The sequence below is a fragment of the Janibacter sp. Soil728 genome, from assembly GCF_001428305.1.
GTDB lineage: Bacteria > Actinomycetota > Actinomycetes > Actinomycetales > Dermatophilaceae > Janibacter.
Genome location: NZ_LMRZ01000004.1, coordinates 688,512 through 700,625, shown reverse-complemented (window position 1 = coordinate 700,625; position 12,114 = coordinate 688,512). Strand labels below are relative to the sequence as shown.

The 12,114-nt window shown below is 68.9% G+C and carries 10 protein-coding genes; 4 read left to right on the top strand and 6 right to left on the bottom strand.

Annotation, left to right across the window (positions count from 1 at the left end; translation table 11 throughout):
- Nucleotides 1–55: 55 nt before the first annotated feature.
- From leuA to ASG73_RS10120, 4 genes are all read right to left on the bottom strand, one after another.
- Nucleotides 56–1,792 carry a 2-isopropylmalate synthase gene (gene leuA, locus ASG73_RS10135; protein WP_055994141.1) on the bottom strand — a complete coding sequence of 579 codons (1,737 nt, stop codon included), beginning with the start codon at nt 1,790–1,792 and terminating at the stop codon, nt 56–58.
- A gap of 176 nt (nt 1,793–1,968) precedes the next feature.
- Complete coding sequence (locus ASG73_RS10130; RefSeq protein WP_156466237.1) at nt 1,969–3,237, bottom strand: lipase family protein; 1,269 nt, start codon at nt 3,235–3,237, stop codon at nt 1,969–1,971.
- Nucleotides 3,238–3,246: 9 nt separating this feature from the next.
- Entirely contained in the window at nt 3,247–3,960 is a 714-nt protein-coding gene (locus ASG73_RS10125; RefSeq protein WP_055994137.1) for a response regulator, read from the bottom strand.
- A complete protein-coding gene (locus tag ASG73_RS10120; RefSeq protein ID WP_200946747.1) occupies nt 3,944–5,566 on the bottom strand; it encodes a sensor histidine kinase in 1,623 nt (540 codons plus the stop codon). Before ASG73_RS10120 ends, ASG73_RS10125 begins: the two co-directional genes overlap by 17 nt.
- 103 nt (nt 5,567–5,669) lie before the next feature.
- Between ASG73_RS10120 and ASG73_RS10115 the strand changes: the two genes are divergently transcribed.
- From ASG73_RS10115 to ASG73_RS10100, 4 genes are read left to right on the top strand one after another with little or no spacing between them, the layout of a single operon-like run.
- Nucleotides 5,670–6,659, top strand: coding sequence for a Bug family tripartite tricarboxylate transporter substrate binding protein (locus tag ASG73_RS10115; RefSeq protein WP_055994624.1), 990 nt, complete (start codon nt 5,670–5,672; stop codon nt 6,657–6,659).
- On the top strand, nt 6,656–7,189 hold the full coding sequence (locus ASG73_RS10110) for a tripartite tricarboxylate transporter TctB family protein (protein WP_235499409.1): 534 nt from the start codon (nt 6,656–6,658) through the stop codon (nt 7,187–7,189). Before ASG73_RS10115 ends, ASG73_RS10110 begins: the two co-directional genes overlap by 4 nt.
- A complete protein-coding gene (locus ASG73_RS10105) occupies nt 7,189–8,697 on the top strand; it encodes a tripartite tricarboxylate transporter permease (RefSeq protein WP_055994135.1) in 1,509 nt (502 codons plus the stop codon). Before ASG73_RS10110 ends, ASG73_RS10105 begins: the two co-directional genes overlap by 1 nt.
- Entirely contained in the window at nt 8,694–9,086 is a 393-nt protein-coding gene (locus ASG73_RS10100) for a universal stress protein (RefSeq protein ID WP_055994133.1), read from the top strand. The genes ASG73_RS10105 and ASG73_RS10100 overlap by 4 nt, the downstream gene beginning before the upstream one ends.
- Nucleotides 9,087–9,226: 140 nt before the next feature.
- Here the strand turns inward: ASG73_RS10100 and ASG73_RS10095 are convergent, their stop codons facing one another.
- Both ASG73_RS10095 and ASG73_RS10090 read right to left on the bottom strand, forming a co-directional pair.
- Nucleotides 9,227–10,273: an aspartate-semialdehyde dehydrogenase gene (locus tag ASG73_RS10095; RefSeq protein WP_055994131.1), complete on the bottom strand. Its 1,047-nt coding sequence runs from the start codon at nt 10,271–10,273 to the stop codon at nt 9,227–9,229.
- 71 nt (nt 10,274–10,344) lie between these two features.
- Nucleotides 10,345–12,069: a BCCT family transporter gene (locus ASG73_RS10090; RefSeq protein ID WP_082567171.1), complete on the bottom strand. Its 1,725-nt coding sequence runs from the start codon at nt 12,067–12,069 to the stop codon at nt 10,345–10,347.
- Nucleotides 12,070–12,114: the final 45 nt, after the last annotated feature.

Sequence of the window (12,114 nt, the reverse complement as noted above, 5' to 3'; positions counted from 1 at the left end):
GCCAAGGCGAGGTGTGTCGGGTCAGGCGAGAATCCTGGGTCCCGGGTGACGCAGGTCAGGCGTGCGCATCCCGCTCGGCACGGTTGACCGCGGAGAGGATCGCGCGCAGCGAGGCCTTGACGATCGAGTCGTGCAGGCCGACACCCCACAGCACCCGCTCGCCGACGGCGCACTCGACGTAGGACGCGGCGCGAGCGTCGCCACCGGCGGACAGCGCGTGCTCGGCGTAGTCGAGGACCCGCACGTCGATCCCCAGCGGGGCGAGTGCATCGAGGAAGGCGGCGATCGGGCCGTTGCCGCTGCCCGCGATCTCGACCTCCTTGCCGCCATCGAGGATGTGTCCCTCGATCCGGTCGAGGCCGCTGTCCTCACCGGTCAGCGTGGTGCGCACCGGCTGGAAGCGACCCCAGCCGTCACGGTCCTCGCTGTGCAGGTACTCGTCGTTGAAGACCTCCCACAGGGCCAGACCACTCATCTCGCCACCGTCGGCGTCGGTCTTGCGCTGCACGACGGCCGAGAACTCCATCTGCAGGCGACGCGGCAGGTCCAGACCCTGCTCGGACTTCAGCAGGTAGGCCACACCACCCTTGCCGGACTGGCTGTTGACGCGCACGACCGCCTCGTACGAGCGACCGATGTCGTGCGGGTCGATCGGCAGGTAGGGCACACCCCAGTCGATGCCGTTGACGTCGGTGCCGGCGTCCTTGGCCCGCGCCTCCATGTCCTCGAAGCCCTTCTTGATCGCGTCCTGGTGCGACCCGGAGAAGGCGGTGTACACGAGGTCGCCGCCCCACGGGTGGCGCGGGTGCACGGGCAGCTGGGTGCAGTGCTCGACCGTGCGACGGATCTCGTCCATCTGGGAGAAGTCGATCTGCGGGTCGATGCCCTGGCTGAAGAGGTTCATCCCCAGCGTCACCAGGTCGACATTGCCAGTGCGCTCGCCGTTGCCGAAGAGGCACCCCTCGATCCGGTCGGCTCCGGCGAGGTAGCCGAGCTCGGCGGCAGCCACCCCTTCGCCTCGGTCGTTGTGCGGGTGCAGCGAGAGCATGATCGACTCGCGGCGCTCGAGGTTGCGGCTCATCCACTCGATGGAGTCGGCGTAGACATTGGGGCTGGCCATCTCGACCGTCGCCGGCAGGTTGATGATCATCTTGTGGTCGGGCGTCGGGTCGATGACGTCGATGACCTCGTTGCAGATGCGCGCCGCGAAGTCGAGCTCGGTGCCCGTGTAGGACTCCGGCGAGTACTCGTAGTAGACGTCCGTGTCGGGGATGGTCTCCTCGAGCTTCTTGCACAGCCGCGCGCCCTGCAGCGCGATGTCGATGATGCCGTCCTGGTCGCTGTTGAAGACGACCCGGCGCTGCAGCACGGAGGTCGAGTTGTAGAAGTGGACGATCGCCTGCCTGCTCCCCGCGATGGCGTCGAAGGTGCGCTCGATGAGGTGGTCGCGGCACTGGGTGAGCACCTGGATCGTCACGTCGTCGGGGATGTGCCCGCCGTCGATCAGCTCGCGGCAGAAGTTGTAGTCGGTCTCGCTCGCGCTGGGGAAACCGACCTCGATCTCCTTGTAGCCCATCTTGACCAGCAGCTGGAACATCGTCAGCTTGCGCTCGGCGTCCATCGGGTCGATGAGGGCCTGGTTGCCATCGCGCAGGTCGACCGCGCACCAGCGGGGCGCCTGGGTCATCACCTGGTCGGGCCAGGTGCGATCGGGCAGATCGACGGCGATCTGGTCCTGGAAGGGGATGTACTTGCGCACCGGCATCGTGGTCGGCAGCTGGGAGTGGATCATGCTTCGTCCTTCGTCACGTGGGGTCTGTGCTGGTCGGCACCACGAACTCCGCGACGAGGTGGCCGTGTGTCAGGCCTCGCCGCGGCAGAGAAGGAGGAGGTCCGTCCGCATGCCCAGCACCATACTCCTGAGCGCAGCCGAGCATGACGCGGGTCACGATGCGGACGGACCTCGCCTCAGAGCCGCCAGCAGGACGAGGACGTGGTCTTGCCGGCGAAGACGTCGTCGAGGAAGGCGTTGACCGTCGGGCTCGCCGCCACGTAGGCGGGGAAGTGTCCGGGTGTCAGGTCGGTCTTGAAGGTGACGCGGGCCCCGAGATCGCACCAGTCTCGAGCGAGGGTGCGTCCGGTCTCGTACGGGACGATCTCGTCGAGTGCCGAATGGTAGACCAGCACCGGCGCCTCGGGCCGACGCTCGCCGATGCGCTGCTCCGCGACCACGTCCGCGAAGGGCTGCTGGCGGAAGAGCTCCGCGGCGGACTCGCCATCGGTCGTCAGAGAGGTGAAGGGTCGGAAGCCGTACTTCGGCAGGTCGAGCGTGCAGCTGTCCCGCACGTCGTCGAGGTACTGCTCGCCGGCGTCGTTGAGGATGGGATCGGTGTCGATGCCGTAGCCGTCGGCCATACCAGCGACGGTGTAGCCGGTGAACATCGAGTTGAAGCCGCCGTCGATGTTGGCCACCAGCGCCTCGAGGTCGGCCGGAACGGCTCCGGCGAAGGTCCCCTTGACGTCGAGCTCGGGCGCGTACGTGCGCGACAGCTCGGCTGCTGAGGCCGCGCCGCCGCCGCCCTGCGAGTACCCGACGAAGGCGACCGGTCCGTCTGCGGCGAGGGTGGAGCCCGGGAGGTTGCGGGCGGCGTGGACGGAGTCGATGACGGCCTTGCCCTCGACCTCGCGGTTCATGTAGGTGTGTGGCCCGGGGGTGCCCAGCCCTTCGTAGTCGGTGATCGCGAGGGCGTAACCCTGGTCCAGCAGGTTGCGCATGAGCACCACCTCGTACTCGATGCCGTAGGCGCCGGCGTAGGAGGGCGCGCACCGATCGGCCAGACCCTGGGTGCCCACCGCGTACCCGATGACGGGCCGCTCACCGTCTCCGGTCCACGGCTCGTCGGGCACGATCACCGTGCCGGTCACGGCGAGCGGTGAGCCGCCCCGGTCCCGCGAGGTGTACATCATCCGGGTGGCGGTCCCGGGCAGCTCGCTGACGTGGAGAGCGTCGCCGTAGTAGGTCATCGGCTCGCTGCGGATGATCGCCCCGCGCTCCCCCGGGATCTGCTCCGGGGGGGTGTAGAACGCGGGCATCTCATCGTCCGAGACGAAGGCAGAGGGGTCTGCTCCCGTCTGCGACGCCGTGCTCGCGGACGCTGGAGCGGCAGTGAGGCCGATGACGAGGATCGCGGCTGCTGCGGCGCGACGACCCACGGACATGGGGGAAGGGAGGATCATGCCGGCAATTTACCGGCGGGTAGGACCCGCCGCAGAGTTTCGTGAGCGGTATCTCCGCTCGGGGCGTCCGACCCGGCCGTACTGCTGGCGTCCGTCGAGCACACCTGTGGCAGCGAAGTGCTCCAGGTACCTCCGAGCGGTGACGCGCGCCAGGCCGACGAGGTCCCCGCACTCGCTCGCCGAGAGGTCCCCCGACTCCCGGACGGCGGCCAGGACGAGCTCACCCGTCTCTGCGCTCAGCCCCTTGGGCAGAGGTGCCGACGCTGCTGCCGCGCCAGGGGTCCCCCCGAAGATCGCGTCGATGTCCTCCTGCTCGGCCTCCTGCGCGTCGACCTGCTCCAGCCGCTGCAGCTCGGACCGGAAGTCCTCGAGACGCGCGGCCAGGTCGATCTGCCCGAAGGGTTTGACCAGGTAGCCGAAGGCTCCACCGCTGCGGGCTGCCCGGACCTGCTCGACCTCACGGGCCGCGGTCACCATGAGCACCCCGACCTCGGCTCCCTCGGCTCGCAGCCGTCGCAGCACCTCGATACCCGTCATGTCGGGCAGGTGCACGTCGAGGAGCACCAGCTGCGGCCCGTGATCACGCACCGCATCGAGCGCCGCCTGCCCGGACGCGGCCGTGGCGACCACCCTGAAGCCGGGCACGCTCTCGACGAATCGCGTGTGCACCTTGACGACGAGGAAGTCGTCATCGACGACGAGGACGTCAACGGTCGCACTCATCCGGCACCTCCCCTCGTCGGGTCGTCTGGAGCTCGACGCCACCCAGGGTTGCGGTGAAGACGGCGCCGTGGTCTCCCTGCATGACCGTCACCCGGCCACCGCCACGGGAGCATACGGCCTGCACGAGCGCGAGCCCGATCCCGCGTCCGGCCGCGCCGGTGGGCTTGGTCGACCAGCCACGCTCGAAGACCCGGTCGATGTCCTCGGGCGCGATCCCGGCCCCCGTGTCCGCGACCCTGATCCTGGGCGCCCCGCCTGGTTCCACGGTCAGTCGAACCGACGACTCGTGCCCACCGTTGGCCCGGGTGGCGTCAAGGGCGTTGTCGATGAGATTGCCCATCACCGTGATGACATCCGCCGCAGCGGCCGGGTCCAACCGGGGCAGGCTCGACTCCGGCTCGATGGACAGGTCGATCCCGACCTCGGAGGCGGCCGTGACCTTGGCGATGAGCAGCGCCGCGACGCGCGGGTCCTCGACGTACCGGGTCACCGCGTCACTGATCTCCGTGCGACGACGGTTGACGTCCGCGATGAGCGCGACGACCTCCTCGTACTCCTCCAGCTGCACGAGCCCCGAGATCGTGTGCAGCCGGTTGTCGAACTCGTGGGTCTGCGCGCGCAGCGCATCGGTGATGCTGGCCTGCGCCGAGACCTGGCTCTGCAGGGCGAGCAGGTCGCTCCGGTCGACCATCGTCGTCACCGTGCCGACCGCGCGTCCGTCGAAGAAGGTCCGCCGTCGGGTCAGGACGAGGGTGCGGTCCTCGACGACGATGAGCGTGGGATCGCTGTCCCCGGCCTCGGCGAGGAAGGCCGCGACCCCGTGGTGCACGTCGAGGTCAGTCACCGATCTGCCGACATCGCCCTCGTCCAGGCCCAGCAGCTCCTGGGCAGAGGTGTTGACGAGCGTGATGACGCCGACACCGTTGACCCCGACGACTCCCTCATGGATCCCCGTGAGCAGCGCCTCCTGGTGGTCCGCGAGCCGGGCGATGTCCGCCGGCTCCAGCCCGCGGGTCTGCCGCCGGATCAGCCGCGAGAGGCCGAATGCACCGGCCGCACCGAGCGCGGCCGCCGCCCCGAGGAAGAGCAGCAGGTCCGGCGCGGCCTCAAGCAGTCGGTCCGACCACGGCGGGTAGTCCTCGACGACCAGCGCGGTCCCGAGGACCTCCTCGTCGTCGCCGATCACCGGGGCCTGACCGCCCACAGTCTCCTCCCCGTCGATGCTCAGGTCTCCCGACCACGAGCGCCCCTCTGCCACGGGCGCGCCCAGTGTCGCGCGGGTCCCGGTCTCACTCGCGTCGGTCGATGCTGCGACCGTGCCGTCCAGGCCCACGAGCTGGACCCGCCGCGCGCCGGACAGGCTCGCCGCCCGGCCGATCTGCCCCTCGAGGGCGCGACGGTTACCCCCTTCGACCAGCTCGGAGCGGACCACAGGGGTCGCGGCCAGTGACTCGGCCACGGCGAGCAGCCGCGTCTGCCGCGAGGAGCGGAAGTCCTCGGTGGACTGCTGGACGGTGATGGCGGCGACGACGCCGAGCACGAGCAGCAGGGCCAGGAGCTGCCAGACGAGGAACTGGGCCGCGAGACTCCAACGACGCGAACGCAAAGACCACAACCTCCTTTGTGACCGCAATGGTGACGCGGGGCACAGCGAGAGGTCACCATCGGGCGTGCCCATCTTTCACCATCCACACGAAGGCGTGCCCGACATGTCCCCCGGTCCCCGACGCCGCACCCTGCTGCTGGCCTCCCTCGGCGCCCTCGCCCTCCCTTCGCTCGCTGCGTGCGGAGTGACCCGAGGTGACGACGCCGGCTCCACCCGGCTGCGCATGATGATCCCCAACTCCCCCGGCGGCGGGTACGACCTCACCGGCCGGGCCGCCGTCCGGGTCATGGAGGACACCGAGATCACGAGCCGCTTCGAGGTCTTCAACGTCATCGGCGCCGGTGGCACGGTCGCCATGGCGCGGCTGGCGAACGAGCGCGGCAACGAGGACCTCATGATGGCCATGGGCCTGGGTGTCGTCGGTGCGACCTTCACCAACAAGTCGCAGGCCCGCGTCTCCGGCATGACCCCGCTCGCACGCCTCATCCAGGAGTCGGAGGGCGTCATCGTCCCGGCGGACTCGCCGCACAAGGACATCAAGAGCCTCATCGACGCGTGGAAGAAGGATCCCCGGGCCGTGAGCATCGGCGGCGGTTCCTCCCCCGGCGGCCCCGACCACCTCTTCCCCATGGAGTTCGCCAAGGCGGTCGACATCGACCCCCGCGAGGTCAACTACATCACCTACGACGGGGGCGGCGATCTCCTCCCGGCCCTGCTCGGCTCGAAGATCCAGGCCGGCATGAGCGGCCTCGGCGAGTACGCCGAGCAGATCAAGAAGGGGCAGGTCAAGGTCCTCGCGACCTCTGGCGAGGAGCGGGTGCCCGGCATCGACGCACCGACGCTGAAGGAGTCGGACGTCGACCTGACCTTCATCAACTGGCGCGGCATCCTCGCGCCGCCCGGCATCCCCACCGCTCGACGCGACCAGCTGATCGGGCTGCTGCAGCAGATGCACGACAGCCCGGAGTGGCAGGAGGCCCTCAAGCTCAACAACTGGACCGATGCCTGGATGACCGGCAACGAGTTCGGCGACTTCCTCACCACGCAGGACGAGCGCGTCGAGACGACCCTGAAGGAGCTGGGCCTGCTGTGAGCGACACCATCCAGACCACCACCCCACCCACTGCAACCCCCGAGCGACGGCGCGATCTGGCCCAGTTCATCGTCGTGGCCTTCCTCGTCGTCGTCGCGACACTCCTCGTCGTCGACGCGGCCGGCCTGCGCAACGACTTCGCCGAGACCGACCCGGTCGGACCGAAGGTCTTCCCCTGGTTCATCGCGGCGATGCTCTACCTCACCGCTGCCCTGCTGAGCATCGCGATCCTGCGCGGCTCCATCCCCGAGGAGGAAGGGGGTGAGGACGTCGACCTCGACCAACGAGCCGAGTGGCTCACCGTGGCCAAGCTCGTGGGCGTCTTCGTCTTCCTCATCGCCACCGTCGACCTGCTCGGCTGGACGATCGCCGGCGCGCTCTTCTTCGCCGGCTGCTCCCTGACCCTCGGCAGCCGCACCTGGCTACGTGACCTGGCCATCGGCACCGCGCTGTCGGTCGGCAGCTTCTACGCCTTCTACGTCGGCCTCGGCGTCCCGCTCCCCGCGGGCATCCTGGACGGGATCCTCTGATGGACAACCTCAACAACCTGATGGACGGCTTCGGTGCCGCCATCACCCCCACCAACCTGCTCTTCGCCTGCGTCGGCGTCCTGCTGGGCACCGCCGTCGGCGTGCTGCCCGGCATCGGTCCGGCCATGACCGTGGCTTTGCTGCTGCCGATCACCTACAACGTCGAGCCTGCCAGTGCCTTCATCATGTTCGCCGGCATCTACTACGGCGGCATGTACGGCGGGTCGACGACCTCGATCCTGCTCAACACCCCCGGCGAGTCCTCGTCGGTCATCACGGCCATCGAGGGCAACAAGATGGCCAAGGCGGGCAGAGCCGCACAAGCGCTGGCCACGGCGGCGTTCGGCTCCTTCATCGCTGGTGCCATCGGCACGACCCTGCTCACCTTCTTCGCCCCCTGGATCGCCGTCCAGGCGGTCAAGCTGGGCGACCCGTCCTACCTCGCAATCATGGTGCTGGCCCTCATCGCCGTCACCGCGGTCCTCGGCAGCTCCAAGCTGCGCGGCTTCATCGGGCTCTTCCTCGGACTCGCGATCGGCATCGTCGGCATCGACTCCCTCACGGGTCAGAGCCGGATGATCTTCGGCATCCCGCTCCTGGGTGACGGCATCGACATCGTCGTCGTGGCCGTGGCGATCTTCGCCATCGGCGAGGCGCTGTGGGTCGCGGCCTTCCTGCGGCGTCGACCGCAGGAGATCATCCCCGTCGGTCGGCCGTGGATGGGCAAGGACGACTTCAAGCGCTCGTGGAAGCCCTGGCTGCGCGGCACCGCCTTCGGCTTCCCCTTCGGCGCCGTCCCCGCCGGTGGCGCCGAGCTGCCGACCTTCTTGTCCTATGTCACCGAGCGCAAGCTGTCCAAGCACCCGGAGGAGTTCGGCCACGGCGCCATCGAAGGCGTCGCCGGACCGGAGGCCGCCAACAACGCCTCTGCCGCAGGCACGCTCGTGCCGATGCTCGCGCTGGGGCTCCCGACCAACGCGACCGCGGCGATCATGCTCGCGGCGATGATGGGCTACGGCATCCAGCCCGGCCCGGCGCTCTTCGAGTCGGAGAGCACGCTCGTGTGGACACTCATCGCCAGTCTCTTCATCGGCAACTTCCTGCTGCTCGTGCTCAACCTGCCACTGGCGCCGCTGTGGGCCAAGCTCCTGCAGACTCCGCGGCCCTACCTCTACGCGGGCATTCTCTTCTTCGCCTCGCTGGGCGCGCTGGCGGTCAACCTGCAGTGGTTCGACCTGGCGCTGCTGCTCTTCTTCGGCCTCGTCGGCCTGGGCATGCGCCGCTTCGGCGTCCCGGTGCTGCCGCTCATCATCGGCGTCATCCTCGGCCCCCTGGTCGAGGAAAGGCTGCGCAAGACGCTGCTCCTGTCGAGCGGCGACTGGAGCGGCCTGGTCAGCGAGCCCACCGCGATCATCGTCTACGCCATCATCGCCCTCGGCGCGATCGGCATGGCGGTCACCGGCGCCGTCCGCGGCCGCAAGGACACCACCACGGAGGTATCAGCATGACGATCGTCATCGGCTTCACCCCGGAGCCGGCCAGCACCCAGGCCCTCGAGCGCGGGCTGGCCGAGGCCAGGCTGCGCGGCGAGTCGGTGCTCCTGGTCAACGCCACCAAGGGCGACGCCTTCGTCGACACGCGCTACGGCACCGGCACCACCATCGAGGACCTGCAGCGCCGGCTGGAGGAGTCGGGCGTCGAGCACGAGATCACCCAACCGATGGGGCCGGACATCGCCGACCTCGTGCTGGAGGAGGCCGAGCGGGTCGACGCCTCGCTCATCGTCATCGGCCTGCGTCACCGCACCCCGGTCGGCAAGCTGTTGCTCGGCTCGACGGCGCAGCGGATCCTGCTCGACGCCGCGTGCCCGGTCCTGGCGGTCAAGCCGCCGCGCTGACACCGGATGGTTGTGTGTTGACGCATGTGAGACACACGGTCACCCACAGCGAAGGGGGCCGCTCACCGAGATGGTGAGCGGCCCCCTTCGCCGTCTTGTCGAGGCTACGGCCGCGGACGACCTACGCTGCGCGGGCGGTGTCAGGCGATCGACGGCGCACGCAGCGCGATCGCCTCGGCGATCTGCACGGCGTTGAGCGCCGCGCCCTTGCGCAGGTTGTCGCCGACGACGAAGAGCGTCAGCCCCTTGCCATCGAGGATGGACTGGTCGGCCCGGATGCGGCCGACGAAGACGTCGTCCTTGCCAGCCGCCTCGAGAGGGTTGGGCACGTCGGTGACGACGACGCCGTCAGCGGCCTCGAGGATCTCCTTGGCCCGCTCAGGGGTGATCGCGCGGTCGAACTCCGCGTGGATCGCCAGCGCGTGGCCGGTGAAGACGGGCACGCGCACGCAGGTGCCGGAGACGCGCAGCTCGGGGATGTGCAGGATCTTGCGCGACTCGTTGCGCAGCTTTTGCTCCTCGTCGGTCTCGAGGGTGCCGTCGTCCTGGATGGACCCGGCGACCGGGACGACGTTGAAGCCGACCGGCACCTCGTAGACCTGAGGGGCCGGCAGGGTCACGGCGGACCCGTCGAGCGCGAGGTCCTTGGGGTCACCCGAGGCGTAGCCGGCGCGCAGCTGGCTGTCGAGCTCGGTCAGACCGGCGCCACCAGAGCCGGAGACGGCTTGGTAGGTCGCGACGCGAAGGGCGACCAGGCCAGCCTCGTCGTGCAGCGGCTTGAGCACCGGCATCGCGGCCATGGTCGTGCAGTTGGGGTTGGCGATGATGCCCTTGGGCAGATCAGCCGTGTCCTGCGGGTTGACCTCGGAGACGACGAGCGGGACCTCGTCGTCCTTGCGCCAGGCGCTCGAGTTGTCGATGACGGTGGCGCCCGCAGCAGCGACCTTGGGCGCCCACTTCTTGCTCGCCGTTCCGCCGTTGGAAAACAGCGCGAGGTCCAGACCAGCGAAGTCGGCGGTCTCGGTGTCCTCGACCGTCACCTCCTGGTCCTTCCAGGGCAGGGTCGTCCCGGCGGACCGCGCAGAGGCGAAGTAGCGGATCGAGGTGACGGGGAAATTCCGCTCCTCGAGCAGCGCTCGCATGACATTTCCGACCTGGCCGGTGGCTCCAAAGACTCCGATGTGCATGCCCCAAGGATAGGCGTCGGGGCCTGAACACCAACATCGGTGTTCAGGCCCCGGACACGAGGTGGGCCAGATCAGGCCTGCGTGTCTGCCGGTTGGCGTCCATCCTCGGGGGCCGCCGGGGCGGCTGCTTCGGTGGTCAGCGGTGCGACCTTGTCCCGGTCGATGCCCTCGCCGGGGGCGGCGTGGTCGACCGACAGGACGAAGTCGTCCCCGTGCTCGGTGACACCGGCCACGACGGCCTGCGAGAGCGCCGCGCGGGCGTACGCGCCGCGCACGGCCATCGGGTCGGTCTTGAGGTCCTTCATCAGCGAGACCGCCATACCGATCATGATCAGCACGAAGGGCAGCGCCGCCACGATCGTCACCTGCTGCAGACCCGTCAGCGAGTCCTCGCCGCCGATGATGAGCATGATCGCCGCGGCAGCACCGGTGGCGACACCCCAGAAGACGACCGTGAACTTGTTGGGCTCGAGCGTGCCGTGCTCGCTGAGCGAGCCCATGACGATCGACGCCGCATCGGCGCCCGAGACGAAGAAGATCGCGACGAGCAGCATGACGAGCACCGAGGTGACGGTTGCCCAGGGCATCGAGTCGAGCAGCGCGAAGAGCGTGCTCTCCTCGCCGCCGTCGAACTTGTCCAGGGGCACGCCCATCTGCTGCGCCTTGATGGCGGCACCACCGAAGATCGCGAACCAGACCAGGCTCACGGTGCTCGGCACGAGCAGCACGCCGGTGACGAACTCGCGGATGGTGCGGCCACGGGAGATGCGGGCGATGAACATGCCGACGAAGGGGGTCCAGCTGACCCACCAGGCCCAGTAGAAGATCGTCCAACCCGAGAGCCAGTCCTTCATGCCGGGCTCACCCTGCGCATTGGTCCGCGCGGAGTACTCCATGAGGTGCTGCATGTAGGTACCGAGCGAGGTCGGCACGAGGTTGAGGATGAAGATCGTCGGTCCGGCCACGAAGACGAAGGCCGCCAGGATGAAGGCCAGCACCATGTTGGTGTTGGACAGCCACTGGATGCCCTTCTCCACACCGGAGACGGCCGAGAAGATGAAGCAGATCGTCAGCACGACGATGATGAGCACGAGCACGGTGTTGGTGACGTCGCTGGCCCAGCCGATGATCTTGACGCCCGAGGCAATCTGCAACGCGCCCAGGCCCAGCGAGGTGGCCGACCCGAAGAGCGTGGCGAAGATGGCGAAGATGTCGATGACCTTGCCTGCCGGACCTTCGACCCGGCGCTTGCCGAGCAGCGGCTCGAAGACCGCGCTGATCGTCAGGCCACGACCCTTGCGGAAGACGCCGTAGCCGATCGCGAGACCGGCGACGGTGTAGATGGCCCACGGGTGCAGGGTCCAGTGGAAGAGCGTCGTGGCCATCGCCGTCCGGGTCGCGTGGTCGTTGCCGACCGCGCCCGTGCCGGGTGGCGGGGCGAGGAAGTGGGCGAGCGGCTCGGCCGCCCCCCAGAACATCAGGCCGATGCCCATGCCGGCGGAGAACATCATCGCGATCCACGAGATGGTCTTGAACTCCGGCTGCTCGCCGTCGGCGCCGAGCGGGATGTTGCCGTACTTGCTGGCAGCCAGCCAGATGACGAAGAAGACGAAGCCGGTCGAGGCCAGGGCGAAGAGCCAGCCCGTGTTGGTCACGACCCAGTCGAGCCCGCTGGCCGAGGCGCTGGCCAGCGATGCGGTGCTGATCACGCCCCAGAGGACGAAGGCGATGGCGAGCACGGCGGTCACGCCGAAGACGATGTAGTCGATGCCGAGCTTGTCGGTCTTGTCGATCATGCGCGGCTCGAGGGCCGGGTGGTCGACGCGTCGTGTGTCGCGTGG